The organism is Desulfurococcaceae archaeon, from assembly GCA_038845865.1.
In the GTDB taxonomy this organism is placed as follows: Archaea; Thermoproteota; Thermoprotei_A; order Sulfolobales; family Desulfurococcaceae; genus UBA285.
On the sequence record JAWBQJ010000003.1, the window covers coordinates 41946 to 68303 of the forward strand.

The following is a 26358-nucleotide window of genomic DNA, read 5'->3' on the forward strand; positions in this document are numbered from 1 at the left end:
GGAGTTGAAGTGCGAAATATGCGAGATAAAAGAACCTCTTTACACTTGTAAGATGTGTGGTAGGAGGGTTTGCGATGATGACTACGACAAGATCACCGGCTATTGCCTCGTGTGCAAGGACGCCATTTGTAAGATATGCAACAGATATCTATCTATAGGCGTGTGCAAGTACTGTGGAAGGCTTGGCTGCGAGAGGTGCCTTATACAGGTATCTCCGATAGAATACACCTGTGTAGATTGCCGTAGAAAGGGGTTAAAGTAGGTGGTAAATACATTGGGAAGAAAGGAATTGGAAGATACCGCGTACAGGTTGCCTTCATTATTGCCGGTGAAAGACGTGGACGTACTAATGGGCCCAGTACGAGGCGAAGACGCTGCCGTTATCAGATTTAGTGATGGGTTTCTAGTCACCCAGTCCATGCGCGTGATTACGGGCACAAAGCGTGCAGGTTACTTAGCGATTCACGTAGCTAGTAATAGCATCGCGGTTAGGGGTGCGCGGCCTCGATGGTTTCTACTAGCAGTATTCTTGCCTACCTGGTTTAGCGAAGCATACAAAGTAGAGTTTTTCGAGGACATGAAGCGGGCTTTAAACGAGGTTGGCGGGGTCGTGGTGGGAGGTTTCGCGGAAACGGCCGAAGTTGCCAAACCTCTGATCGCGGTGACCGCGATGGGCTACACTAAGACAAGGGTCATCTTAACGCGCGATGCTAGAATAGGTGATCTCGTGTATGTCGTAGGCAAAGTAGCGGGCGAGGGAGTTGGAGTTATAGCATGGGACTTTGAAGAGAAGCTACTCGAAGAAGGCATTAGCAAGGAGGTGGTGAATGCCGCTAAGGAGTTAATACACGAAGTGAGCGTAGTGGACGTGGCGCTGGAAATAGCAGATTACGTGAATACCATGCACAACGCGGTTGAAGGGGGGATTCTCCAAGCCCTTCGCGAAGTAGCCATCGCCAGCGGATCTGCCGTATCAATTAACAAAGAGAGAGTTCAATTGGAGGAGCCTGTAAGGACCATAGCTAGCCGCGTTAACGTCGACCCGCTGAGATTACTTAGCGGTGGTTGTATCGTAGTGACAGTACCTCCTAGTAACCAGAGGGAGTTCGAGAAGGTAGTTGAAGGGCTAGGGAAACCCTTCAGCTTAATAGGCCAAGTCGTGGAAGGCCGTGGAGAGGTCCTCGTTAATGATGGAGGTGGGGTCGAGGTTATTAAGGATGATCTAGTAGATGATATTTATAAGTTATGGCGACAATTAGGCAGAGGGTAAGGGGGTGTTAGGTGTCTTCGCTATCTCAGGGCTTAGAAGCAGGTATAAGGGTGCTTAAAACGGCCGTACAGAGCATTGAAAGTAACATCATTCGGTCCCGCAAGGAGACCGTGGATAAGAAAACAGTCAGCGTGGCGTCCCGGCTGGTAGAACTGCTAGAGAAAACTATGCGGTTACTTGATGTACTGAGTAGAAGGATACAACATGTAGAAGATGGGTTAGTAACTATTTCAAACTACACGTACATCTTTAGAACCTCCAAGGAAGTAGTTTTAGTTAGGACGAGGCCAGAGCACGTCGTCTTATCGCTTGATCTTGAGAGCAATGCTGTGTCCTTAAAAACGCGGGACGCTACACTCTCAGTTTCCCCGAACTCGCTAACCATTAGTATACGCAGTAAACTGGTTAAAATAAGCCCGCTAAGCGAAGAGCAGTTTACGAGCAAGAGGGACGAATTGCGAATGGCGCTTAAAACCATTGAAAAAGCCGTTTATAGAAGGTTGCTGCCTTTAATCGAGCAGAAGCTACAAAAAGTCTAATCTTAAAAAAGACTTCACGGATGCGTGAGGTTCTCTTACCGCGTCTCTATGTAGGTGCTTTCTGCTCCGTTTCAGGTAACTGAATGGCTTTCGGTAGCTCCGCGAACCTCTCTCTCATCTTCTGCTCCGCGACGATTCTCGCCTCTTCTAGCACCTTCTTAGCCTCACTGTCCAGCCCTGCGCCGGCCTCTATGGTTAAGTCTACGATTCCCGCGCCCATAGCGGTTTCAAGTTCTCTTGCTGCCACCTGCAGATCTATCCAAACATCAGGTGCGATGGTTTTCACTATGTTAAGGGCCTCCCTCATTATGCCTAGTACAGGTACGACTTCATTTACTGCACCGCCATATATTATAAATGTTTCTAGTTTAAGGGCTGCGTGTTCAAGAGCGTATTGTACTGTTAGTAGCTGTCTACTAATCTTCCTGATCTCTGCTACCTCCTTGGCGTACATTTTCGCCCTTATCTCGTCCTTCTTAACTAGCGCGTCTACAATGTTCTCGAAGAGGACTTTATCTCTCTCCGACAGCTTCTCCACGTAGTTCGCGATCCTGCCCATCGCCGTTTTAAGCCTGTACTGCGCTATTATGGCCTTCTTCTCGAGGGACTCCTGCTCGTTTATAAATAGCTTCTTTATCTTATCCCCAATGGTCTCCTCTCTTCTCCACGCCATACCGTGTACCCCGTAGAGGCTATGCGGCAATGAATTGCTTTTAAGGTGAAGGACTATGAGACTATGTAGTGGCTAGGTGAGATTGTTGAATATAGAACAGTACGTTCAATGTTTTGAAAACTGCACGTTACGGTACTTAGAGTCGCTCGCAATGCTGGGACTCTTAGTGGAAGTCCGTGAAGAAGAGTGCGCACAGCGGCGTTTTAAAAGACTGATAGGGAAGCTTTTCAACGGTAAAACGGTATCTTCGGCATGCTGTTTCGACGAGGAAACGGCTCAATCCGTTAAAATCATCAACACATACGTGGAAATCGCGAAAAGGAGTAATGCCATCGGCAAGCTTACGGTAGCAGAAGCCTCAAAAGAGGGTGAGTTGTAACATTATTAAGCGTGTACAAGGAGATGTCTTTACGATGATGACCGGTATTACCTGTGACCGGTGAACGGGCCCCATTCACTGAACATACTACTTCAATTAGCCCCAATATTCCAGGTCAACGTGAAATAGCCAGCCCGAGAACCGGGGTTTATGCTGGTTTCTAGGAGCAGCGTGTACTAGTTCCCATTCGACCAATAGCTTTCTTAACCGCTTCTCTAGCCGAGTAGTCTACTCCGACATTCACGTGTACACGTGCCTTTATGTAGTCCAATTGGTTGAGTATAAACTTGTTTAAAACGGCTAGAACCCCTCTAATACTGACTTTGAGAGGTAGCGATCCGCTGTTAAGGAGTAGCATTGCGGTATTGAATAGTGTACTATAAGCGTGTACCAGATTGTTCAGGAGATCGTTAGGAATACTCTTCGGGGTGAAGTAGCCGATGTGGTACTCCCTTTCAACGCCATCCTCGTAGTACAAGCTTTCCCGCTCCATTATCTTAGAGGCCTTAATGAGTGCGTAAAGGGGATTTTCATGAACAACTGAAACTACGCGAATACCCGGATACTCCGCATTCATGCTCTCATAAAGCTCATAGTGGTCCTCTTTACTTAACCCATTAGATAACACTATGAGCGCGCCTGGTAGCACTCTATAAGAGGCGCATCCACGCGCTTTTTCATACCTCTTCACGTAGCCGCTCAACGGGGTGCTTCCTGTACACCTGTGCCGTTTTGCCATTTCATTACGTCTGGTTGACGGCGCGGTTATTATTAACGTAAACCTGCTCATCGCTGATTCCTCGCAAAAATTTATACTGGTTAAAGGACCATATAAACATCTAGCCTAGCGGGTGATGTTGCGATGGGCGGTATTTTCGGCGCGGTGTGCCGGGATACAGTACCGCGAGGGGCAATTTACGAGGGTCTTCGCAGGCTTATATACCGAGGCTACGATGGCGTTGGATTAGCCATACTGCGAGGAGAGACGCTGGAGGTGCGTAAGGCGCCAGGTCACCTTAGCACGGTATCGAAGCAACTTGACCTTATAAACGTGGATTCCCCCGTAGCTGTTGGTCATACAAGGTATGCAAGCCGCGGATGGCCGGTTTACGAGAACACCCATCCCTTTACGGATTGTAGTGGCAGGATAGCAGTTGTAGGAGACGGAATAATAGAGAACTACGAGGAAGTCAAAGCAGTACTTGAAAAGAAGGAGCATTCATTTAGGTCAAGAACGGATACCGAAGTAGCCGTTCACCTACTCGAAGACTACTTAAAGCAGGGGCACGACGTCATTAGCTCTTTAATTAAAGCCGCTTCAAACCTTACAGGCAACTATTCGCTAGTATTCTTATTAGCGCCGGAGAAGCGGCTGTACCTGGTTCAGCACGGTCAACCCCTCGTCCTCGGGTTCAGCCACGATGGCAGCTGCATTTACGTATCGAGCGACATACCCTCCCTGTATGGATATGCCGAGCTTGCTTACATAGTCGAAGACAACACTGTGGGCGTGGTATCACTAAGCTTAGTGGAGTTCTACGACATTGCAACCCAGTCGAGGATGGGTCTGGAGCGCCTTCAGTCTAAGCGGGTTAAGTACCCTATTGAGCGGGTAGATAAAGGAGGTTACCCGCACTTCATGATAAAGGAAATATACGAGGTACCGGAAGCCCTTCTAGGGGCGACTATCGCGATCATGGAAAAATACCTTAGATTGGCATCAATGATACTTCAAGGAGCCCGCAAGGTCTTCGTGATCGGGACTGGTACGAGCTTTCACGCTGCACTGACCTCTACCTACTACTTCAGCGAGCTCTCAGGGCTGAGTGTGATTCCCGTATCGGCTGCCGAATTCCCATACTCGATCCTCGAGAGTGTGGAGACGGGGACGGTGGTCATCGCGATAAGCCAGAGTGGAGAGACCAGCGACGTGATAGCGAGCGTTAAGTTAGCAAAACAGAGGGGGTCGGTGATCGTGGGAATAACCAACAATGTGGGATCAAGACTGGCTTTAGAATCAAACGTTTACCTGCCCATCGGCGCAGGGCCCGAATTAGCCGTTCCTGCAACCAAGACCTTCACATCGACGCTGGCAACCTTGTTGATACTAGCATCCTACACTGGAGTGTTTACAGGTAAGCGGAGTGTGCAGGAGCACAAGGAGCTTCTCGAAGACATTAAGCACTATAGTAAGAAGTTACGAGACTACATACCGGTGCTGGAAGAGCAGGTCTTAAAGGCTGCAAACGAAATAGGCGACTCCGATAGTGTTTACGTAGCCAGTAGTGGTATAACGTACCCCATAGCCATAGAGGGCGCTCTTAAGCTTAAAGAGGCCGCACTAGTTCACGCTGAGGGCTTTCAACTCGGCGAATTGAGACACGGACCGTTATCGATAGTCGGACCTAACTTCCCCGTAATAGTCGTTGAACCCCACGAAGAGCAGGCGCAACCGCTGTTCTTGAAGGTTTTAGGAGAACTGGAAACCAAGAGAGCAAGAATTGTTTCAATAGAGTCGAGGCTACAGACCAAGTACCGGACTTTAGAATTACCCAGCACGACGAGATATCTCTATCCCATATCAGCTGCAACTGCCTTACAGCTCATAGCATACTATGTGGGGGTTACTAGAAATTCCCCCATAGACACGCCTCCGGGACTGGCGAAGACTATAACCACGTAGTCGGGAATTTTAACGCCCTTTAACATGTCTAAGCTACACGGAGCAATGAAGAGTCCTAGTCAAGTTGAGCGGTGATAAAGAGCTCCGGGGCTGAGCGCTATTTGCCGCTTAACTAACTTTTTAACTCGTAAAGTACTAGACGGTATTTATAGGTGTGAATGTGGGTATTCGGATAGATCCGTGGGGTTGCGGAATTATAGAGGACTACGAGCGTTTAATGGAAGAGTTCGGTATCCGCCCGCTGAGCGAGCTTCTTTCGAAGTACGGGCTGGACCACTTTTACTTTACGCGGAGCATTGTATTCGGTCACAGAGACTTTGACGCGTGGTTAGAAAAACTCCAGGCTGGCGAGAAGGTTGCCGTTCTCACCGGTGTAATGCCTAGTGGAGAGCCACATCTGGGTACGGCAATGGTATACGAGGAGCTGAAGTATTTCCAGCAAAGGGGGGTCTTCGTCAAGATCGCCGTTGCAGATGCCGAAGCTTACGCTGTGAGGCGTGAAGACAGAGAAAGCACAATTGCGCAGGGCCTTAGGTTCATCGCACACGCGATTGCATGGGGCATTGACCCCGAGAAAGCCGAGTTCTACTTCCAGACGGAAATGGGGAGCACCTATTACAGGCTTATTCAGATGTTCTCGAGAAAGGTTACAGAGGCCGAGATGAAGGCTATTTACGGCGATCTATCCCCGGCAAAGGTGATGGCCGCTCTCACCCAGGTGGCTGACATATTGCATTTACAACTAGGCGAGTATGGTGGTTACAGGTACATACTGGTACCCGTTGGTATTGATCAGGATCCTCACATAAGGTTAGCGAGGGACTTGGCAGATAGGTTTGAAAATGAATTGTTGTTGAAGAGGCCCTCATCTATCTACCATAAGCTCATTAGGGGGCTCGATGGGAATAAAATGAGTAAGAGTAGGCCAGAGTACGCGATACACTTGAGCGATCCAGTGGACTTAGCGGAGAAAAAGGTTTTAAATGCCTTTACCGGAGGCCGCGCTACCGCAGAAGAGCAAAAGGTGCTTGGTGGCGAACCGTGGAAATGCACTATATTTGAGCTGTACCTATACCACCTGATCAGAGATGAGCGCGAACTTAAAGAAATCTACGCAGACTGCATGTCCGGCAAACTACTCTGCGGTGCATGCAAGAAAAACGCGGTGGAGAAGTTAAAGAACACGCTTCGAGAACACCAGAAAAGGTTTAATGAATTCGCCCGTATCGTTGAGAAGTTCGTGAAAAAACCAGGGTTTTAGGTAAAAACGGTCTAAGGAAGCATTTCTCTAAGAATGGTGATGACCACGTCTACGGGGTTGGGGGAGGAGGTTATCGCGGATCCGACAACTACGACATCTACGCCTTGGGATATTAGGGGCTTAATCAAGCCTGGTTTAAGCCCTCCAGCAACTCCGACCCTCATACCTGTTTCCTGCTTAACCTTAACAGCCTCCTTTACTAACACGTCACTAGTAATTCCCCGTGCACGCTGCGTGCTTATACCTACGTGGAATAATACTACGTCGGGCTCATACCTCGCGATTTCGAGCGCTCTTTTATAGGGGTCACGGCATCCGATCAAGTCTATGAAGAGGCTCTTACCATACCTTTCTCTCACTTCGGTGGCCTCTTTGAGGGTATCATCGTCCGCGACACCGAGCACGGTGAAAGCGCTCGCACCCGCATCAAACATTACCTTAGCTTCCAGCTCCGGCACGTCCATGGTCTTCGTATCTGCAACTATGTAGCAGTTGGTTAGCTCTTTCAAAGCCTTCACAGCTAGCTTACCCCACGCCTTTATCAAAGGGGTTCCCGCCTCAATCCACACCTGTTCACACTTTGTTGCAAGGGCTATTTTCGACGCTATGTCAACGGCCTTCACGAGCTCCTCCATGTCGAGAGCAATTTGCAGAACCGGTTTCATGCGTGCTCACCGTGCCGTGGGTCTAACCCAGTAAGTAGTTAAGAACTCGTGAGCATATAAGTTACCCACGTGTTGTGATATGGAATACCATAGAGGAGATGCTACTGGAAGTAGGCCGGCTGTTAAGCACCTAAAAGAACAGATAAGAAACATGGTTTGGAACCTGCTCGAACAGCTTAACGTAGCCGCCTTTCCACGTCCAGTATATGGTAGAATACCCAACTTTAAAGGAGCGGAAATAGCCGCGCAGAGAGTTACTACCTTAAAAGAGTGGCAGAAAGCCCACGTGGTTAAAGCAAGCCCTGATGCGCCTCAGTACTACTTAAGGCATTTAGCGCTACGGGAGGGCAAGCTCTTGATCATGGCATCACCCAGGCTGAGAGCAGGGTTTATAGCTCTGGATCCAGACGTTATTCCCCCAAGTAAACTGCACCAAGCGGCTACTATTAACGGTGCGTTCAAGTATGGAAAAGTAGTTAAGCTTTCCGAGATACCTGTAATAGATGTGGTAGTAACGGGTTGTGTAGCCGTAGATCCGCAAGGCGTTAGATTAGGTAAAGGAGGGGGATTCGCGGAATTAGAGTACGGCATATTGCGCGAATTAGGCGCGATCGGCGCGCAAACCCCCGTGATAACGACTATTCATGACCTACAAGTAGTTGGAGAAAGCATACCTTTAGAAGTGCACGATTTAACGGTAGACTACTATGCAACACCTACACGGCTCGTGAAGGTGGAGGCTGGTACGAAGCATAAACCGAAAGGAATCTACTGGGAACTTCTAACACCTGAGCTGAGGGGGCTAGGTGTTATAAGAGAGCTCCTTGAAACGAAGAAGTTGAAACAGTAGCAGGAAGCTAAAAATTGTGGTGGTGATATATATCTAAGACCGTGCTTAGAGGTGTTTATGCTATGAGTAGAGAAGACGTGTTGGAGTTCGCCATGAACATCGTAAACAGCAATCTCGCCGAGTTTTTTAATGCGCTGTACAACGAGGTATACGAAGAGGCGCCGAAAGCCGCAGACCTCGTCACCGTAAGCCGAGACTACACCCTTCGTGGTGGAAAAAGGCTACGAGCGTTACTGGTGCTCGTTGGGTATTGGAGTGGAGAGTGGGGTAATGGAGATAGGCGAATAGTTGCCAGCGTCATGACGGCAATAGAGTTACTCCAAAGCTACCTTCTAATACACGACGACATCATGGACCGCGATGAGATGAGAAGAGGAGGGCCTACCGTCCATGTCTGGTTTTCGAGGATGTGCAGAGAAAGGGGGTGGCGTGATTGCGAACACTACGGTGTGTCCCAGGCAATCACCACCGGAGACTTGCTCGAAGCTTCGGCAGTAGGTCTACTGGCATTGCACGAACTGGCACCACGAATTTTAAAGGACCTTATATACACTTATGCTAAAGGCCTACGCAAAGTTGCGTACGGGCAGTTCCTAGACGTGATGTTCTCACAGCTTCCTTTAAGTGGTATCGGGGAAGAAGATGTTATCTTGGTCTACAAGCTGAAAACCTCATCCTATACCGTTGAGTTACCACTTCACTTAGGGGCAATCATCTCGAGCAAGTACAATAGCGCGTTACTGAAAGAGCTCTCAAGCTACGCAATACCCGCGGGTATAGCGTTTCAAATAAGAGACGACATTATAGGACTTTACGGAGACCCCGCTACCACGGGTAAACCGGCTGGAAGCGATGTCAAGAGCAAGAAGAAGACCATACTCGTAGTTAAAGCACACGAACTAGCAGGTAGTAGCGACAGGCAACTACTCGAAGAGGTCTACGACAAGCTGGGTGAACACGAGATCTCCGATTACCACGTCGAAGCTGTGAGGAGAATAGTAAAGGAAACAGGTGGATTGCAATACGCAGAAGAGTTAATAAGCAAGTACGTGGATATGGCTAACGAGGCTTTAAACTCTTCAAGAGAGATTTGCGAAGAGGCGAAGGAGTTTCTCAGGTGGCTTACCTATAAGCTATCTTACCGGGAGAAGTAGAGGGGACGATGGCTTGGTTGATTCTTTTAAAAAGAAATTTGTGACTTCCTTCATGTTCATTTATTTCTCGCTTCCTTGCCCTACCGATCCCCTCTCTAGATCTTAGAGACCTGGATAGCTCACCGCGGCTCCTTCACATCCCTTCTCACAGGTGGCCATGGGTCCCGGAAACCAGGAGTCACTGACGAACTCGTAGGTCTCAGAAGTTTACGAGTCTCTAATTAGGGCTCGAAGAAGAGGTGAAGAAGCTAAAAGCAGGTGAATGCGGTAAACACTTAATATCTCCGAGCACCAAGAAGCCCGAAACAGAGAAACTGTTATACTAACTCGGTTTCACCCCTCATAACCGAAAGCCCTACCCCTTCAGGCGGTAAGGAGATCAGCTAGAACATGTGCACTCTCCATCGTCGTCAAGATCCCTAATCGGTGGAATGCTCGGAGTTTTCAGCAGGCCTAAGCCTATAACAATAAATACCGACATGAAAACCACCATTATCACGAACACAGTAATTTTGAGCGTGAAGCTTTGTATCTCGGGCCGTGCTAGGAATAACAGGTAGGTGTAGAATGCAAGTACGAGTGCAGAGGCTATAATCGTGAAAATGCCTATGAGCTTACGTCTGTTCAAATGCAAACACCATTAACTTTCGCGCACCCGATATTGTGGTTTTATTTATATTAATTAGGAAGTACGTATTTAAGCGTGTCCAGGCGCCATGTGGAGTAATGCATCGCTCGGTTGTACGTGATGGGTAGGAAACGGGGAAAGATAGAGGAGTGGTTAAAGCGGGTTTTCTTCAGTGGACGTGGAGATCAGTACGTGGTCTTCATCAAGCACAGGACTGACGGCGAGGAAATCTTAAAGCCCATTCCCGGAGATGAGATCAGCGATGTGAGAGGGGGCTTCGTATACGTTAAGTCGGGTGAAGTCATACCTTACCACAGAGTTGTGGAAATTCGGAGAAAAAACGGGGAAGTAGTTTATAGGAGGAGTTAGGTTAGATCCAGCCGCGTAGTTTCATGGCTTTAACTACTCTATCTACGGAGATCGCATATGCCGCCATTCTCATCGGGTACGTCGAATACTTCTTCTGCCATTCATCGAATACTTTGTGGAAGTTCTGTGTCATCATCTTATCTAACCTAGCTAAGGCCTCCTCATCCGTCAGGAAGCAACCCATTCTATTGTGGCTCCATTCGATCCAGCTCATGGTGACCCCGCCGGCATTGGCTAGTATGTCGGGAATTACCACGGCGCCCTTTTCGTGGAGTACCTTGTCGGCTTCGGGTGTTGTTGGTCCGTTCGCTCCCTCTGAAATAATTCTCGCTTTTACCCTGTTAACGTTTTCGCTTGTAATAACGTTTTCGATCGCTGCCGGTACTAGTATGTCTACTGGCAGTTCAAGTAATTCCATGTGGTTAGCAGCCTTCCTTACGTCGCCTTTCCCGTAATTCATCACAGTATCTGTGGCTTGTTTAACTTTAATTACTTCTTGAACATCTAGTCCTTTGGGGTCGTATACGTATCCCTTACTATCACTTACCGCAACTACTGTGGCCCCCCATTCTGCTAGGTATTTAGCGGCATACATGCCCACATTTCCAAATCCATGCACAGCAACTGTCCTCCCCTCCAGCCCGCCGAAGACCTTTTTGGCCGCCTCCCTAGCCGCTAACGCCACTCCGTAACCCGTTGAAACTACTCTTGCGTATAAGCCTCCTAGCTCCGCTGGTTTTGCCGTTACGACCCCCCATGCGGGGTATCCTACGATTTTACTGTATTCGTCGAAGTACCACGCCATCGTCTGGGGGTTTGTGTAGACGTCTGGGGCCGGGATGTCTATGTCTGGCCCTACCTCTCTAGCTATTGCGGCGAAGTACTTTCTACTAAGCTCTTCTAGTTCTCTTTGACTAAGCTCTTTGGGATTAACCCTTACGGCGCCTTTACCGCCGCCATATGGTAGCCCTGCAAGAGCGTTTTTCCACGTCATCCACATGGATAGCGCAACTGTCTCGCCGGCAGTAGCGTTTGGACTGTACCTTATCCCGCCTTTATAGGGCCCTAAGGCACTATTATGCTGGCTTCTCCACCCAATGAACGTGGCTACCTTTCCATTGTCACGCCTTATCGTTACCTTCACTTGGACTAGCTTTTCAGGATGTTGGAGTACTTCGATTACTTCTTCGGATAGACCTAAAATGTTCGCTGCTTCGCGTAGCTGCTTCACTGCCATTTGGTAAACAGGGTCGTTTTCGTAGAGTACCGCGTATGCAGCCATATTTACCCCCCTTTATTACTGAGAGGTGGTGGAGTTTTTAAATCTACTGATTGCCTTGACGTCTATATTCTGGTATATATTGTACGTGGTGTACTTGGCGGCAACGACTCCAGCAGAAGCCAGGATCAGCCCTCACACGGCTCTTCACGGTTCTGAATCATACTCTGAACCGAAGTCGTTCATCACCCAGTAAATATAAAGCACGAGGACATATATAGCTTTCGGGCTGGTCTATGAAGCCCGCTCTTATAGTAATTGACATGCTGGAAGAATTCGTGTACGGTAGGCTAAAAAGCCCTTCAGCAGTCGAAATAGTTCCGGCCATAAAGAGCCTCGTAGAAAAGGCACGAGAAAGAAACGTGCCTGTAATATTTGTAGCGGATAGGCACCTGCCCTTTGACCACGAACTCGGAATATGGGGGCCGCACGCGATGCACGGTAGTAAAGACGCGGAAATTATAAGTGAGCTAAAACCCACCGGCAAGGACATTGTTCTATATAAGAGATCTTATAGTGGATTCCGAGAAACAGGGCTGAACTACATTCTACGAGATCTAGGAGTGGACACGGTGGTCTTAACCGGCATTCACACGCATATTTGTGTACTGCACACTGCCATAGATGCTTTTTACGAGAGATACAAGATAATACTGGTAAAAGACGCCGTTGCAGCCCTTAGCCGAGAAGACCACGAATACTCGGTTAAGTACATGCAACAAGTACTAGGAGCTATGGTGATGGACGCTAGGCAAGTAGCAGAGCTTTTTGAAAAGTTCTAGCACTCTTTCCAGTACTTGATGAGCTCTTCTTCAACGGGGTCTAAACGTGCTAGTACTACCACGCTGTGAGGTGGAGGTGGGAATTTCTTTAATTTTAACCCGGGAAGAACGTCAACGCATACTTTTTCATCTCTCCATCCAAGCCTAGCGACCCCCAAAGCCAGCTGATCTTTCAGTACATTCAGGTAGTCTAGCTCCAAGAGTACGTCAACTGCTTCCTGTATTGTCATCGCTTTGCGTTCTTCGACACGGAGGTCTAGGAGAACCAGTGTATGGAGCCCTCTTTTCAGGTTGTCATATATTACTTCAATGGAGCTGTAAGGCCTGAAATGAGTAGGGTAAACTAGTGTGACGTGCTTACCGAACCTATAGGACTGTAAACCGAGCCTGCTAAAAGCCATCGTCACGATCGATATGCCGTTCACTATTCTGACCTCGATGCCCTGCCTTAAGGCATCGGCCAGTACCGCATCATGCGTCGTAGCTATGAAAGGATCTCCCGGAACGGCGATTACGACTTTTCCCCTCCTTGCTTTTTCAATCACCTCCCTGGCGGATGCCCCTTCAAGGTCTTTCCTACGTGCAATTATTACTTCGGCATCCGGGTTAAGCTCTATTATCTTGGTGAGGGGGTCTTCGTATATGGATGTGTACACATCTATGTAAATGACATCTGCGGATTTGAGTTCTTCAACGGCTTCTAGGGTTAGGTGCCTAGTAGAGTACCCCAGGCCTACGAAGACGAGCATGAAAGCCCTATCACCCCGGTACTTAAAATCATCTCGTTCTCCACACTATTCTAGGACTTGTAGGGCCTCTTAACGGCTGAATAAATTATGTAACAGAGCGCATAGGCGTATATTGCGCAGAGGAAAGCTAGGAAGTAGCTGTGCGTTAAAGCAAGCGATTTGCACGTTTCTCTAAGTGCTGATATGGACCTGAAGTACAGCATTATCACGTACGCCATACCGAACGGCTCTTCCGCGTAGCATTTTACAAAAAATTCATCAGCCGGAACCCAGTTCCAGTCCTCGAATATAAAGATCGGGTAGCCCGCAACGACCTGAACAAACACCGTCAAGAACCCGAACACTACCGTGATGGCGAAGGATGTGAATATAGAGATCGTAGCTAACTTTTTTGCCAGCACGGAGTCGTGTTTCTTAGCGCTAGCGGTGAAAATTATAAGGGGCACGCTCAGCCACAGGAAGTAGTTGATGTTCCCAACCTTATTCAGTAGTAAAAAGCCTGCCATCAAGATCACTATGTACCTTACATATAGGGTTTCGAGATCTGGGCGTCCTTCCTTTGAATCCTTTAAAAACAAGTAAAAGATCGGCGCGATGAACGCGATGAACGGAAATATCCACGCACTACTAATCCACCCGGGCACTCTATTTAACTCGTACTTGACCAAGTACGCGGGAACGGCCCATATGCTCAAATACTGTGGGGGCCTTTTAGCGTGGAAAAGGAGTACTTTTTCGATAAAGCCTTTAGGGTCAACCACGAAAAAAGGGAGTGTGAAAAGCGCACCAGTAACCACAACTACCAGCACGTATTTTACAGCTTCCTTATACGCTCTTCTTCCTAAGAGCTCTATTATGGGAAGGGCCAGGATGACCGCGAAGCCCTGTTTGATTAGCGTCGCGATGGTAGAGAACAAACCGTACAGAGCATAACGACCTTTTTTCACGCTCAGTATAGCTAACAGTACGAATAGCGATGATATTGGTTCAAACTGATAGGAGCTTATAACGGAATATGTGACGAAATTCAATAACCATAGATTTGACGCGAACTTACCATAATTTCTTCGTAGGAGGAAGTATATGGCGTTGAACGATACCAGCAGAGGTAACTTATCTACGAGTCTCCACACAAAGATGTTGCCTGGAGAAATGGCTACCGCCAAGGAGTGCGTAAGGACGAATATCAGTACTGCTAGAGGAGGGTACGCTACTTTTAGATCTGACGCATAGACCTCGAAAATTCTGCCCCTGGCAAAGTAATTATCATGCCATAAAATGAAATACCTTATGTCGTAGTAGTTCCAGCCAGACATCGCGAGGTAGATGACACCCGCATTTGCAATGATGAGTACTAGGTGCCCCCTTACCATTTTCACTGTTTTGGCTTTCAGGCTACTCCATGGAGCACCGTGATATCCCATGCGATTCAAGAACGCGGGCACCCGTAATTCAGCACTATATATACTTGTAGAGCAGTAAAATAAAAGTTGACGAGAGGGCATTCTCCCGGGGTTTAGGGGTGAAATACGTCTTCGTAAAGATTGGAGGAAGCTTCATCACCTATAAGAGTAAGCCCGTGTCCCTAAACTATAGCGCACTGGTAGCCCTCAAGGAAATTTTTCGTAAAGTCCTGGACCAAGGCGACCTGAAGATAGTCGCAGGTAATGGTGGGGGGAGTTTCGCGCACTACGCTGTCATGAAGTATAACGCTACTAGCAGTAACTTGTTACTAGTAAAGTGTCAAGAAGCAACGAGGCTACTTAACAGAATAGTAGTAGATTACCTGGTTGAAAGCGGAATTCCCGCTACTAGTGTGCAAACAAGCGTGATTGTGCAGTACGACGAGAATAGAGGAGAATTCGAAGTGTTCTATAAACCCATCGAAACCCTCCTAGAAGCCGGCATTGTGCCAGTAGTTTACGGGGAATGCGTCTTGAAGGCCGGTAAGCCCGTAGTGGTTTCTACGGAGAAGGTGTTTGAACTCCTCGCAAAGCGTATAAAGCCCAGCAGAGTAGTCCTATTAACGGACGTTGATGGCATATATACGTGCGACCCGAAAACCTGTCCCCATGCAGTACTTATAGAGAAAATAACGCCGCATAACATAAGCGAAGTGCTTAAAATGCTAATGCAGTACAGAAATGCAGACGCTACTGGAGGGGTGTTCGGCAAGGTTCAATCTATGAGTAAGCTTGCAATGGAGCTTGGCGTAGAGGTGCTGATAACGTCGGGGTTTGACGTAGACTCTGCCGTATCTGCAATTCTTGGAAGATACCCGGACCGGCGGTACACCCTGATCACTTCACTATGACGAGGTAAAGCGCCTTTATACTATGTAAAGCGTTAGCACGTTGCCAGCCATCTCCGCATACACTTCCCTGCGCCCCGGTAAGACAATCGCCATTGCGCTCTCGTCTACAACGATATAGTCGGTTAAAAAGCGGCCTGATGTTATGATCGTCAAATACCCGCCCAGGCGGCTCCTCGTGTACTTGATTTGGGCAAGAGGGCTGGAGATCTCCTGTACTATCTCTCGGAAACTATTACACCTCATGGTAATACCTACGTGGCGCACGTAAACCGCTTTTTTCCTACCGTTTCTGATACCATGAACCTCACTACTTAGCACCCCGTGAACCATCACCATTCTCTCCCGGACCTCGAGCTCTAACCCGCTACGGACTCGTATGGCATCGCTAGTAAATTCTACTTCAAAACACTCTTCATTAAATCCAACAAGGTACCCCCGCAAAGCACTACACCGCCCTGATCTCTCTCACTCGCCTCTGGGTGTTTTAGCATTCAGGAACTCCCACTTCATCCATGGGGACCCGTACACCCCCGTGGTGTCATGAGCGGGGGTTAAAGCCTCCATCCACGTCTAACCCAAGGTAGCTCAGAGCTCCACCCCCTCGCCACCCAGCACTTTCACATAGTCTACAAAGCATATAAATGCTCCCTGAAACTCTGAATTCAGTTATAAGATTGCAAGACATCACTTTACACTAACTTTTATAAGTATGTAAGTGTACTATACAGTACTACGAGGGGGTTCACTTAAACCCGACGGGTGCAGATCTTATGCCGAAAAACCCTACAGAAGTGCTTAGAGAGGAGCTCAGGAAACTCAACATTGAACTACTGGATATTTATAGTTTTAAAGACCACGATGTAATAAGGGCGTACAATAAACAAGTAGGCAAAGTTATATTGTATAGGAGCAAGAGAAAGGTTAACGCCATAACCTCTCGTGAAGAGGCTACTAACTTAGCGCTAGAAATAGTTAAGCAGGTCTAGGTTTTAGCGCCCTTTGCGCGTATCCAAGTAGTTTCAAGTCCCCGGTCCATTAGCTGAATTCCTATTTTTAGTAGCTCGCTTCTAATGGTATCGGCGAGCGCGTACATTCCCTGTTTACGTAGCTCTTTTCTAACATCTAACAGTATCTTCATGACATCGTTTAGTAAAGCCTCGCTTTCACTCGCGATCTCCCTTTCTTCGAATAGCCCAAATACCTGGTTGAATGCTCTAAGTGCTTTTAGCGCTAGTGATACAAGCATGTATTTGGGGTTATATTGTAACTCTTTAAAAGTCAAAGATAGTATATCGCTTACAACGGCTAGTGCTCGAGGCGTGTTAAAGTCCTCTCCCAGGGCATTGTGAAATTCGTTGATCGCCTCTACGAGCTTCTTAGCGAGCAGTAGGTCGCTGTCTTTCAAATAGTGCAGGTCACGTGCCTCTTTACTGAGTTTTAGCAGCAAATCGTGTGCCGTTATCACTTTATTGTAGAGTTTCTCGATCTGCTCTAGGCTTTCATCCGAGAAGTTTATTGGTTTTCGGTAATGTACGTGCAAGTACCACAGCCTGATGACGCCGGGACCCCACTTCTTCAATGCTTCCTTTAACGGTATTATGTTTCCCAGGCTCTTACTCATCTTGTCTGATCCAACCATTACGAGCCCTACATGCATCCATATGGAAACCCACGGCCTCTTGCCGAAGAATGATTCGCTTTGTGCTCTTTCGTTTTCGTGGTGTGGGAATATAAGGTCCGTGCCACCACCATGTATGTCGAATGTTCCACCGAGATACCTAGAACTCATAACGCTACACTCTATATGCCAGCCTGGCCTACCTCTACCCCACGGGCTTTCCCAGTAGGGTTCTCCGGGTTTTGCGGCTTTCCATAACGCGAAGTCATAAGGCTTTTTCTTCTCGTTCAGGAACTCTACTTCCTGATTCCACAGCTCTTTTTCAAGCCTGCCCGAGAGCCTGCCGTAGTCGTCGTACCTGTCCACTTCGAAGTAAACGCTTCCACTGGGCGCCACATATGCGTAGCCCTTTTCAATTAGTACCTGGACGAATTCTATGATTTCCCCGATATGGGCTGTTACACGCGGGTGGTGGTCTATCTTAATGCCCAGTAGGTTCAATGCCTCCAAGTAGTCCTTTGTATATTCATCTGCGATTTCTTTCCAGCTCCTCCCCTCCTCATTTGCTCTCCTGATAATCTTATCGTCTATGTCGGTAATGTTCATTACGTGGATGACGTTATAACCCCGCTGGTTGAGATACCTCTTCAACGAGTCATAAACCACGTAGGTTCTTCCATGACCGATGTGTGTGTAGTCGTATACTGTCGGGCCGCAAACGTATATTTTGACCGTGCCCGGCTCTATGGGTATCAGTTCCTTTTCCTCCCTGCTCAGGGTGTCGTGTAGTCTAATCTTGTAACTCGATGACACAATGCCCTAATCACCTCCATAGAATCTATTGAATACTTCCATTAAAGCTTTTCCAACCCGGACAAGTATGTCGCTGAGCTCCTCCGTGGTAAGGTACTTCTTAAACGCCTCCTCGCCGTGAAGTACATCACTTACGACTAGGACGCACCCCGCTTCAAAGCCCCTCATCCACCCGAGAGCGAACAACGCCGCTGCTTCCATCTCGACCGCTACTATTCCGTGATGTTCCATTTTTACTGCGAAATCCGGTGATTCAGCGTAGAAAGCGTCACTGGAGAACACGGGCCCGTACTTGTAGGGTATTCCACGCTCTTCGAGAACGTCCATTACGCGGGTCGTTAACCTGGGATGGGCCCCTGTGGCGCCGCACATTCCTGGCATGTACTGTCCAAGGGTACATCCTCCCACGTGGTACGAGGCAGCGGTGGCAACGATAACGTCGCCTATTTTGGTGTCTCTTCTTACGCCTCCCGCTGTCCCGAGCCTTACAATTCTCCTTGCACCTAGCTGGTGGAGCTCTTCGAAGACTATAGCTGCGCTAGGTCCGCCGATCCCGTGCGTGGCTACCGTTACTGAGGTACCCTTGTAGAGTCCCGTGGTGACTTTTAACCCCCTATGGGTATTCACGACCTTTGCGTCGTCTAGAAGGCTAGATAGCAGGTCTACTCTACCCGGATCCCCACAAGCAATGACGTTTTTAGCTATGTCGCCTTTCGATGCTTTAATATGTATAGGCATGGTTCAAACCCCCTTAGTTCTTAGAGGATGGTTTCCTTTTACGCTTTTTTCTAGCTTTTTTAACCACATGCTTTACTCTCGGTTGAGAGAGTTCGTGGGGAAATAGCACCCGGGCGTGATCGTCGCATTCGAGTACTATGAGGTCGTAATCCAGGTTACTAACGCTAATCGAGCCCTCATACACGATCAATTGTGATCTGGGCTTAAATTCGTACACCGCCTTGCAGTTACTAACGTCATCGCACTTCACGAAGACCATTCTACGAAGGTATGAAGGTTTTGGAGTAAGGACTGTAGAGGACTCGAACCTCCCTCCATCGCCCAGCACTACTCTCAGTCCAGGTGCCTCCACCTCAGATAGGGTAAACGCATCGGGACTCCTTTCCTTGACATTATACTCGGCCGCTACTTCCAGCAATCGGTCAATTACATTGACTTGCATGTTACCGGGTATTTCACGAAGAGCCCATTTCTCTTCGCGAATGATATAACCACTTATGCCGACCACGCCATTATCTTCAATCTTCGGGAAGAGTTTAAGCACTTTCACGATAACGTTCATGGGTTTCGCCGGGGGTTACACGCTTACTATTAATTAAGTCCCAGTTATTTCTCTATTTATAGGGGAGTTCAAATGGATGTTAAAGTACTTAAAGTACCTGTAAAAATACCCGAAGGCGCGAATGTGATTATTGGGAGAAGCCATTTCATAAAAACCGTTGAAGATATATACGAGGTACTCGTAACGAGCGTTCCAGGCATTAAATTCGGGCTGGCATTTAACGAGGCAAGCGGAAAGAGGCTTGTAAGGTACGAGGGAAACGACGAGGAACTGGTAAAAGCCGCTATTGAAACAGCCCTTAACATTGGAGCCGGGCATACATTCGTGCTGTTCATAAGAAATGCGTACCCGATAAACATATTAAACCAGCTAAAGAACGTCCAAGAGCTGGTTTCCCTGTACGTGGTAACGGGCAACCCCGTTGAAGTCATCGTTGCTGAAACATCGCAGGGAAGAGCCGTAATGGGGGCGGTAGACGGTTACTCACCTCTCGGCGTGGAAACTGATGAGGATAAACGCGAAAGAAGGGAGTTCTTAAGAAAAATAGGCTATAAGAAGTAGTAATTAGTTGCACACTAAGTAGCCGGTACCTGTACAGCAAAGGGGCTTCAGTACTCTGTACTCGATTCACTTAATACCCCAATTATATGGGCAAATGCCACCTCCCCTTGCACCCTCACTATTTTTACCTTGACACGCGAACCACTAGTAGCGTTTGGTATGATTACTTTTAGGTCTTTGTAGTGTACTACCCCGCGTCCTCGCTCATCCACATCGTAGACGTTGACGACGATGATATCGCCTACTCTAATTCCTCTACCTTCAACCATTTTAATGGAGGGGTATACGCTAAACCTCTGCAAGTCGCTCGTATAGGGGTTCCAACCCTGCTTTTTACTGTTTCGTGACACGTTCACACACTATCAACACGCGAGTATTAAAAGCACGAAATAGCCTTAAAAACTTTTCGGTGAAACAATGAAACCCGATTTCTTAAGGCACATCGTCAACCCAGTTATTGACAGTTACATTAAACCCGGTAAACTAGCGCTCAAAGACGCCATTGAGGCAAAGAAGTTGGTCTTTGCGGCTGAGGAAAGGTACAAATTTAGCGTATATGACGGGGATCCGGCGAACCTCGTAACCTACTTCAAGTCAGAGGAGTTTAAGGCCTTCGCCAACCTGCTTGAATCGTGTAATGCCAAAGAAGCATTAATGGAGATTCTAGAAGAGGTTAAAAGGTCTTATAGCGATATACGCGAGCTGGTGGATACCGTAGAACAAGTAGCGGAGCTGTTAGAGCGGGGGCCTTTAAAGCACGTTTCCTCGCCGGGAACCAGTAATGTGCTGGATTTAAACTTAGAAAAAGTAGCTAGTGCTTTAAAGGACAGACTCAACGCCGAGGTCTTAGCCACCCCTAATAGTGTTTACGCGAGACTAGGCAACGTACTTGAACTAGAGGTGTACATCTTTAAACATCACGTAAAGCTCATATTCAAAGTCAACAAGAGAACTGGCAAGCATGTACTTGAAGCACTATTTGGAAAGGTGTTAAGCCTTGCGGAAGAAGTTGGTAGTATTTGATTGTGACGGGGTTTTAACCTATGAAAAAAGCAGTTGGAAAGCACTCCACGAGTATTTTGGAAGCAAGGGCAACCTCTATTTCGCGGATCTCTACCGGCGTGGAGCGATTTCGTACTTGGACTGGATGAAGATAGACATCGCCCTCATGATACATAGTCATGGTAAACCATTAACGAGAGGCGAGGTGGAAAGGGCGGCCTCTAGGATTAGGGCGCGGCCGTTGGCGAAGAAGGTCGTTGAAGGCGTGGTTAAAAGAGGTCATATCCCCGCTGTCGTGAGTAGCGGCATCGACCTCGTAGTCAAGCGAGTCTGCGAAGAGCTGAATATAGAGCTGTGCTTCTATAACGAGCTAGTATTCCTAGGAGAAGAACTAATTCCCGGGGGCGTGGTACACGTGCCTCTTAAAGATAAACAGCTTGTCGTCAAAAAACTCGCCGAAGAAACCGGCATAGGGTTAGAGAACACGGTGTACGTAGGCGACGACGAGTGGGACATAGATGTCTTCAAGCTAGTGCCCGTTTCGATAGCGGTTGAGCCCTGCGGAACGGCATGTGAGTACGCGACATACGTGGTTAGGGAACTCGAAGAGATACTTGAACTTGGCATTTTATAGGGGTACATCATAGACAACACGTACTCGTTAGCTATTAGGGACTTTTGAACACCTACTTCCTGGGATGGGGTTTGGCTGACTGGTTTATTACGCTGATCAGCTATAGGCCGGACGCCCTTTCAGTATGGTCAAATATGACGGTGAGGGAGAGGCTATTCCATTACTATAGCGTTATGAGGAATGAAAGGCCGGCGAGATTCCTAGTGGCCAAGCTCATGCCCGTCGACCTAGACCCCTACTCGGGTGAGATCGCGTTAAAAGACCTCCTGAACGTGCACGATAAACTGGCAAAAGAGTTCCAGCTTTTTTATAGGGACCTCAGTACCGAGAACGTCGCTAAGCTAGAAAGGCTTGAAAGGCCTAGATACAGCTACCTCGACGTTAAGGTAGCCCTGGCGTACAGGTTTATGAGCCCTTGCAGTCTTTGTGAAAGGAGATGTGGAGCCCTCAGGTTAGAGGGTAAGCCTGGAACGTGCACCATGGATAAGGAGGCGATCGTTCACAGCTATTTTCACCACATGGGCGAGGAGGCCCCTCTCGTTCCAAGCGGAACTATATTTTACGGTGGATGTAACTTCAAGTGCGTTTTCTGCCAAAACTACGACATTAGCCAGGTTAACGCGCGGGGCGGTGAAAAACTCGCACCAAAGGAGCTTGGAGCCATACAAGCTTATCTCAGGAAGCGCGGAGCTAGGAACATTAACCACGTGGGTGGAGAGCCCACGCCTCATATGCCGTTCATCCTCGAGAGCTTAAAGTACTTAGATGTGAACGTCCCCCAGCTTTGGAATAGTAACATGTACATGACGGAGGAGTCAATGAATCTCCTAGCAGATGTCATGGACATATGGTTACCGGACTTCAAGTACGGAAACGACGAGTGTGCGTGGAGGCTTAGCAAAGTTAGATGTTACAAGGAGGTCGTCACGAGGAACATTAAAAAAGCACATGATACGGGGGACATTATAATAAGGCACCTCGTGCTACCTAATCACATAGAGTGCTGTACCAGGCCTGTACTGGAGTGGATAGCGAAAAATACCCCCCGAGCCTTGGTTAACATAATGGAACAGTACAGGCCAGAGCACATCGTGTCCAGGTATCCCCACATGTACCCGGATATCGCGAGAAGGCCTACAAGCGAAGAGATGAAGAGAGCCTATAAAATTGCGGAGGAACTAGGTATTGTTTACGAGCCCGTTTCCTGATTAAAGGCCAGGGGTTGAAACGGCGTGAACGGAGAAGTAGGTAATGTCCTGGAAGAGTACTACTTTGACGACTACTATAGGGTGCTAGTTATAAATGAAGATGGTAGGTATGTAGTCTCCGTTGACGTGTACTATGCGAACTGGGAGTATAGTGAGCACAGAGAGCTATGCATCGAAGAAGTCTGCCTCCTAGTCAAGGAGATCGCGCCTTCTCAGGTTAAAGTAAGTGTGGATGGCGTGGTGAAGGTCTTGGTGATCGGAACAAGGGTGGGGGGTAGGTACGAAACCATCAATGTCAAGTGGATAATGGTCCGTAAGCCGAGTAGTAGTGAGATTTCAAGTATCTACATGGACTCCTGGAATATTGCGAAGGGCTTCTCAGCCGCCTCTCGAAAGCGCTGATCTGGAGCGCGGATATGCTTGTAGAGAGACCGCACATGTGATCAGTTATCTTCGGGCTACCCATGAACGAGTTCACTGATAGCGTGTTGTAGTGCGAATGTATTTCGCTATACGAAGGACCGATAACTCGTGGCCGCTTACAACGCAGCGTAAGGAGAGGATTGGATAAAAAGGGTTTCCTTTAAGGGGAAATTCTTATATTGTACTTAACCTTGTTCCCTACCACCGAGACTATCGAGATGACGAGAAACAGTACCGAGGCAATTACGTTCAAGGCCATGAATGCTACTGATATTTCAAATGCCGGGGACTGTATTAAGAGTATTATTGAGAAGCCTAGCGCAAATATTAACCACCCCCCTTGCTGCAGTATGAGGAATTGCTCTTCCCTTCCTTCAATCAGATGGGTGGAGCGGGTCCTCAGTAAGCCCTGTATTTTAACCATCATTGCCATGGATACTATTAAGGTTATAATGTACGAAATCATGTATATTGAGCCCTGTATAGGGAATCCTTGCGCTATGGTATACGCTGAGGCGATGACCATGACTATTGATATTATAAAGTACACCACGCTGACTGCTAGTTGCATTCTTAGCCATCCTCTATCTACTTTTATTGTTTTAACCGTGCTCACGGCGGATCACCATCAGAACCCGTATGCTCTCTCTACGTACTTTCCTATCCTTGCCGCCTTCAAGGGCTCTAGTATTAGTGTTAGTACTATGTGAAGTACGAATCCCAGAACTAAGCCTATTATTGCTCCAGGAATTATCTCCGATATAGCAGGTATTGTAGCTATGTACCCGGCTATAAACATTGCTAGCAATCCTGCAACGTCGAATCCACTATACGCTGTGCCAGGGCCGAATTTGTACTCTTTCCTTCTAAGTAGCCTGGAGATGACGTGATAATCCGCGATGATCACGCCAGCCATGGCGGGGACGAAGCTTCCGAGAAATATTAGCCACGGTACCCAGTACTCGTATATCCCGATCGCGGCTATGATCGTTCCAGCTATGCCTGTAATCGACACAAGCAACCACCTCGGTAGGGGAATTATGTTTACCAGGGCAAGGGAACCCGTGTAGAGGTTGTTATCGTTAGTGGTCCACTGCGCAAGGGCAGCTACTATTAATGCACCTAGACCTAGGCCGAGAACCTTCATAGCAAGCGGTAGGTTAGGCGTCGAGCCGACTAGTCCTAGCTCAGCATAGTGGTACATGGTTGCAAGTAGCATTGCTACGCCGCAAAACATTATGAAGGGGTTGGCTAGTAGGAAGCCTGCCCAGATAGATCCAACTGCTACCTTTTCGTTTTTAGCATATCTCGCAATATCCGGTTGGGTTGCTGCACCTATGGCGAAGTAGCCTACAGTTATGGTTATACCCACTGCTAGCGGGATAGTCTGCGGGGGTTGCAGGGCCATGAGGGTGTCCCAGCCTCCAACCATTTGGGCTGACGCAAGCAGGCCTGCTAAGGATAGTATTACCATTAATGGTACTGCCAGATAACTTAGCACATTGATTCCCCTATACCCTACTATAGAGGTGATCATCATCATTATTCCGCCCCATATGCTTGCAACCTGCCAGTGTGTTGCGGGGTGTCCGGGTATTAACTCTTGCATGGTTAGCCCGAATAGTGCTGTTTCGTACGCGTACCAACCCGCACCATTGAGTATGAACGCTATTAGCGCGACGATCATCGATCCGTACCTCCCAAACGCATGCCTAGCTAAGACGTAAGTAGACACACCATACTTCGCGGAAGGTATCGCCACTAGCGACGAGTACAGGGCTAATATTATTGATCCTATAATTAGTGCTGTTATTGCAGTGGATATGTTCATGCCCGACCCTAGCGTCCCTCCAGCGAATAGCCCAGCTATGCATATGATGTAGCCGGAGACTATCAAGAACTGGCTTAGGAACCCTCGTCTCTCATGTAGGGGAACGCTTACCAAGGAGTAGTCTTCGAGGATCTGTACTATTTTGTGCTCTTCTTTGCTCATGTGTCAATCACACCCTTATTTATTGAGAAGGGGGGAATTTATAAATTTTAATCTCAGATCTTTATATGATCCTTATTAATATATACGAATACCTCAAACCTACTGTTGTAAACTATTTAAACCCGAAGCTATGTAACTCTATGGAGGGGGTGTTATGAAATACGAATTCGAGTTAAGTAGAGCGGCTTACATATTCCTCCACGACATGATCAAACTGAAGCCCAAAGAAAGTGTCTTAATAACCGTGGACTCTGTGGGTGACGTTAAGCTCGCGATGGAAGTAGCCAAAATGGCTGATGCGCTTGGTGGAAAAGTGCTTCTTGCGTGGCATTCTACGCCTAAAGGCTACGGGGCAGTTACCGTCGAATACTTACCAGAGCCTTTGGTTTTAGCTGCCGATAAAACAGATGTATGGGTAGAGTTCAACGTTCAGTGGCTATTATACTCTCCTATGTGGTTTAGAGCTGTAACGAACAATAGAACCCGCCAGATAATGCTAGGAGGACTGGACACGGAGAAATTCGTGAAGCTGATAGGGAGCATAAACTTCGATGTACAAAAAGCATTCCAAGATAAGCTTGTCGAGCTAACCAGGAAAGCGAGAAAGATGCGCATAAAGTGCGAAGCAGGCACCGATGTAACGTTTGAAATGGACCCTGCCTCCCCAATAACAAACGAAATAGACTACAGTACGCCGGGCGCGCACTTCTTGGTAGGTCAAATTGGCTGGGCACCCGTAGAAGAGACCGTGAATGGTAGAATAGTGTTCGACGCGTCGCTAAGCGGTGGTGAGCCAGTAGAGTTCGCACCACTACCACCCGGAGAAAGAGTAACCTTCATCGTTAAAGGAGGGTGTATAGTCGAAATAGAAGGAGGCATTGTGGCTAACATTACCAAGAAGTGGTTCGAATCGTTAAACGACCCCAACATGTACCGCCTTGCCCATGTATGTTACGGCGTTCACCCCTACGCTAAGTTAGGGCCGGTCACTGCGGAGAACGAGAGGATATGGGGGGCAATAAACTTCGGGTTTGGTTCAAGAGGGCCAATGTACGGTAAACCTTTCCAGGCCAAGAGCCACATTGACGGTGTTTGTCTTAACTGCTCGGTGTGGCTTGACGATGTACAAGTATGGGACAGCGGGAGGGTAGTACATCCAGAGTTAAAAGAGCTGGCAAGGCAACTGGGTAAAGAGTAGCCGCTTAGGGGTT

The 26358-nt window shown here is 47.9% G+C and carries 33 protein-coding genes; 19 read left to right on the forward strand and 14 right to left on the reverse strand.

Going from position 1 to position 26358, the window contains the following annotated elements:
- Positions 1–4 precede the first annotated feature (4 nt).
- From QXU03_04570 to QXU03_04580, 3 genes are read left to right on the forward strand one after another with little or no spacing between them, the layout of a single operon-like run.
- Positions 5–262: a hypothetical protein gene (locus tag QXU03_04570; GenBank protein ID MEM2171012.1), complete on the forward strand. Its 258-nt coding sequence runs from the start codon at positions 5–7 to the stop codon at positions 260–262.
- 12 nt (positions 263–274) lie between these two features.
- A complete protein-coding gene (locus tag QXU03_04575; GenBank protein MEM2171013.1) occupies positions 275–1270 on the forward strand; it encodes an AIR synthase related protein in 996 nt (331 codons plus the stop codon).
- Positions 1271–1281: 11 nt separating this feature from the next.
- A complete protein-coding gene (locus QXU03_04580; GenBank protein MEM2171014.1) occupies positions 1282–1809 on the forward strand; it encodes a hypothetical protein in 528 nt (175 codons plus the stop codon).
- 46 nt (positions 1810–1855) lie between these two features.
- Here the strand turns inward: QXU03_04580 and QXU03_04585 are convergent, their stop codons facing one another.
- A complete protein-coding gene (locus tag QXU03_04585) occupies positions 1856–2482 on the reverse strand; it encodes a Snf7 family protein (protein MEM2171015.1) in 627 nt (208 codons plus the stop codon).
- A gap of 85 nt (positions 2483–2567) precedes the next feature.
- Here QXU03_04585 and QXU03_04590 point away from each other — a divergent pair, with 85 nt between their 5' ends.
- On the forward strand, positions 2568–2861 hold the full coding sequence (locus QXU03_04590; protein MEM2171016.1) for a hypothetical protein: 294 nt from the start codon (positions 2568–2570) through the stop codon (positions 2859–2861).
- Between the two features lie 160 nt (positions 2862–3021).
- Here the strand turns inward: QXU03_04590 and QXU03_04595 are convergent, their stop codons facing one another.
- Positions 3022–3564: a hypothetical protein gene (locus QXU03_04595; GenBank protein MEM2171017.1), complete on the reverse strand. Its 543-nt coding sequence runs from the start codon at positions 3562–3564 to the stop codon at positions 3022–3024.
- Between the two features lie 159 nt (positions 3565–3723).
- On the opposite strand from QXU03_04595, the gene glmS reads away from it, so the two are divergent.
- Entirely contained in the window at positions 3724–5544 is a 1821-nt protein-coding gene (gene glmS, locus QXU03_04600) for a glutamine--fructose-6-phosphate transaminase (isomerizing) (GenBank protein MEM2171018.1), read from the forward strand.
- A gap of 160 nt (positions 5545–5704) precedes the next feature.
- Positions 5705–6805 (forward strand): tryptophan--tRNA ligase, encoded by a 1101-nt coding sequence (locus tag QXU03_04605; GenBank protein ID MEM2171019.1) that lies wholly within the window; start codon positions 5705–5707, stop codon positions 6803–6805.
- An 11-nt stretch (positions 6806–6816) separates the two neighbouring features.
- On the opposite strand, the gene QXU03_04610 is transcribed toward QXU03_04605, so the two are convergent.
- Positions 6817–7470: an orotidine 5'-phosphate decarboxylase / HUMPS family protein gene (locus QXU03_04610; protein ID MEM2171020.1), complete on the reverse strand. Its 654-nt coding sequence runs from the start codon at positions 7468–7470 to the stop codon at positions 6817–6819.
- A 79-nt stretch (positions 7471–7549) separates the two neighbouring features.
- Between QXU03_04610 and QXU03_04615 the strand changes: the two genes are divergently transcribed.
- Complete coding sequence (locus tag QXU03_04615; protein MEM2171021.1) at positions 7550–8320, forward strand: 5-formyltetrahydrofolate cyclo-ligase; 771 nt, start codon at positions 7550–7552, stop codon at positions 8318–8320.
- 62 nt (positions 8321–8382) lie between these two features.
- The gene (locus QXU03_04620; protein ID MEM2171022.1) at positions 8383–9474 is read left to right on the forward strand and encodes a polyprenyl synthetase family protein; all 1092 of its coding nucleotides are present in this window, start codon (positions 8383–8385) and stop codon (positions 9472–9474) included.
- Between the two features lie 379 nt (positions 9475–9853).
- Here the strand turns inward: QXU03_04620 and QXU03_04625 are convergent, their stop codons facing one another.
- Entirely contained in the window at positions 9854–10102 is a 249-nt protein-coding gene (locus QXU03_04625; GenBank protein MEM2171023.1) for a hypothetical protein, read from the reverse strand.
- Between the two features lie 120 nt (positions 10103–10222).
- Here QXU03_04625 and QXU03_04630 point away from each other — a divergent pair, with 120 nt between their 5' ends.
- The gene (locus tag QXU03_04630; GenBank protein ID MEM2171024.1) at positions 10223–10471 is read left to right on the forward strand and encodes an RNA repair domain-containing protein; all 249 of its coding nucleotides are present in this window, start codon (positions 10223–10225) and stop codon (positions 10469–10471) included.
- A gap of 1 nt (position 10472) precedes the next feature.
- Here the strand turns inward: QXU03_04630 and QXU03_04635 are convergent, their stop codons facing one another.
- A complete protein-coding gene (locus tag QXU03_04635) occupies positions 10473–11753 on the reverse strand; it encodes a Glu/Leu/Phe/Val dehydrogenase (GenBank protein MEM2171025.1) in 1281 nt (426 codons plus the stop codon).
- Positions 11754–11781: 28 nt separating this feature from the next.
- Between QXU03_04635 and QXU03_04640 the strand changes: the two genes are divergently transcribed.
- Together QXU03_04640 and QXU03_04645 are read left to right on the forward strand one after the other, a co-directional pair.
- On the forward strand, positions 11782–11946 hold the full coding sequence (locus tag QXU03_04640) for a hypothetical protein (protein MEM2171026.1): 165 nt from the start codon (positions 11782–11784) through the stop codon (positions 11944–11946).
- Positions 11947–11986: 40 nt separating this feature from the next.
- Entirely contained in the window at positions 11987–12532 is a 546-nt protein-coding gene (locus QXU03_04645; GenBank protein ID MEM2171027.1) for an isochorismatase family cysteine hydrolase, read from the forward strand.
- On the opposite strand, the gene dph5 is transcribed toward QXU03_04645, so the two are convergent.
- Positions 12529–13281 carry a diphthine synthase gene (dph5, locus tag QXU03_04650; protein MEM2171028.1) on the reverse strand — a complete coding sequence of 251 codons (753 nt, stop codon included), beginning with the start codon at positions 13279–13281 and terminating at the stop codon, positions 12529–12531. The genes QXU03_04645 and dph5 overlap by 4 nt on opposite strands.
- A gap of 50 nt (positions 13282–13331) precedes the next feature.
- Entirely contained in the window at positions 13332–14714 is a 1383-nt protein-coding gene (locus QXU03_04655; GenBank protein ID MEM2171029.1) for a hypothetical protein, read from the reverse strand.
- A gap of 89 nt (positions 14715–14803) precedes the next feature.
- Here QXU03_04655 and QXU03_04660 point away from each other — a divergent pair, with 89 nt between their 5' ends.
- Entirely contained in the window at positions 14804–15595 is a 792-nt protein-coding gene (locus QXU03_04660; protein MEM2171030.1) for an isopentenyl phosphate kinase, read from the forward strand.
- 15 nt (positions 15596–15610) lie between these two features.
- On the opposite strand, the gene QXU03_04665 is transcribed toward QXU03_04660, so the two are convergent.
- Positions 15611–16036, reverse strand: a complete 426-nt coding sequence (locus QXU03_04665) for a hypothetical protein (protein ID MEM2171031.1) — start codon at positions 16034–16036, stop codon at positions 15611–15613.
- A 329-nt stretch (positions 16037–16365) separates the two neighbouring features.
- On the opposite strand from QXU03_04665, the gene QXU03_04670 reads away from it, so the two are divergent.
- Complete coding sequence (locus tag QXU03_04670; GenBank protein ID MEM2171032.1) at positions 16366–16581, forward strand: hypothetical protein; 216 nt, start codon at positions 16366–16368, stop codon at positions 16579–16581.
- On the opposite strand, the gene cysS is transcribed toward QXU03_04670, so the two are convergent.
- From cysS to QXU03_04685, 3 genes are read right to left on the reverse strand one after another with little or no spacing between them, the layout of a single operon-like run.
- Positions 16578–18026, reverse strand: a complete 1449-nt coding sequence (gene cysS / locus QXU03_04675) for a cysteine--tRNA ligase (protein MEM2171033.1) — start codon at positions 18024–18026, stop codon at positions 16578–16580. The two genes, QXU03_04670 and cysS, sit on opposite strands and share 4 nt — an antisense overlap.
- A 6-nt stretch (positions 18027–18032) precedes the next feature.
- Complete coding sequence (locus QXU03_04680) at positions 18033–18764, reverse strand: purine-nucleoside phosphorylase (protein ID MEM2171034.1); 732 nt, start codon at positions 18762–18764, stop codon at positions 18033–18035.
- A 13-nt stretch (positions 18765–18777) separates the two neighbouring features.
- A complete protein-coding gene (locus tag QXU03_04685; protein MEM2171035.1) occupies positions 18778–19326 on the reverse strand; it encodes a hypothetical protein in 549 nt (182 codons plus the stop codon).
- A 72-nt stretch (positions 19327–19398) separates the two neighbouring features.
- Between QXU03_04685 and QXU03_04690 the strand changes: the two genes are divergently transcribed.
- Positions 19399–19887 carry an adenosine-specific kinase gene (locus QXU03_04690; GenBank protein ID MEM2171036.1) on the forward strand — a complete coding sequence of 163 codons (489 nt, stop codon included), beginning with the start codon at positions 19399–19401 and terminating at the stop codon, positions 19885–19887.
- Between the two features lie 47 nt (positions 19888–19934).
- Here QXU03_04690 and QXU03_04695 read toward each other — a convergent pair whose 3' ends face one another.
- Positions 19935–20243: a deoxyribonuclease gene (locus QXU03_04695; GenBank protein MEM2171037.1), complete on the reverse strand. Its 309-nt coding sequence runs from the start codon at positions 20241–20243 to the stop codon at positions 19935–19937.
- 61 nt (positions 20244–20304) lie between these two features.
- Between QXU03_04695 and QXU03_04700 the strand changes: the two genes are divergently transcribed.
- The 4 genes from QXU03_04700 (at position 20305) to QXU03_04715 (ending at position 23133) form a co-directional block, all read left to right on the forward strand.
- Positions 20305–20910, forward strand: a complete 606-nt coding sequence (locus QXU03_04700) for a hypothetical protein (GenBank protein MEM2171038.1) — start codon at positions 20305–20307, stop codon at positions 20908–20910.
- Positions 20885–21523 carry an HAD-IB family phosphatase gene (locus QXU03_04705; GenBank protein MEM2171039.1) on the forward strand — a complete coding sequence of 213 codons (639 nt, stop codon included), beginning with the start codon at positions 20885–20887 and terminating at the stop codon, positions 21521–21523. The genes QXU03_04700 and QXU03_04705 overlap by 26 nt, the downstream gene beginning before the upstream one ends.
- A 71-nt stretch (positions 21524–21594) precedes the next feature.
- Entirely contained in the window at positions 21595–22731 is a 1137-nt protein-coding gene (locus QXU03_04710; GenBank protein MEM2171040.1) for a radical SAM protein, read from the forward strand.
- A gap of 24 nt (positions 22732–22755) precedes the next feature.
- Entirely contained in the window at positions 22756–23133 is a 378-nt protein-coding gene (locus tag QXU03_04715; protein ID MEM2171041.1) for a hypothetical protein, read from the forward strand.
- A 181-nt stretch (positions 23134–23314) separates the two neighbouring features.
- On the opposite strand, the gene QXU03_04720 is transcribed toward QXU03_04715, so the two are convergent.
- Together QXU03_04720 and QXU03_04725 are read right to left on the reverse strand one after the other, a co-directional pair.
- Positions 23315–23770, reverse strand: coding sequence for a hypothetical protein (locus QXU03_04720; GenBank protein MEM2171042.1), 456 nt, complete (start codon positions 23768–23770; stop codon positions 23315–23317).
- A 12-nt stretch (positions 23771–23782) separates the two neighbouring features.
- Positions 23783–25147, reverse strand: a complete 1365-nt coding sequence (locus QXU03_04725; protein MEM2171043.1) for a cytosine permease — start codon at positions 25145–25147, stop codon at positions 23783–23785.
- Positions 25148–25301: 154 nt separating this feature from the next.
- Between QXU03_04725 and QXU03_04730 the strand changes: the two genes are divergently transcribed.
- Positions 25302–26345, forward strand: coding sequence for a hypothetical protein (locus tag QXU03_04730; GenBank protein ID MEM2171044.1), 1044 nt, complete (start codon positions 25302–25304; stop codon positions 26343–26345).
- Positions 26346–26358 lie beyond the last annotated feature (13 nt).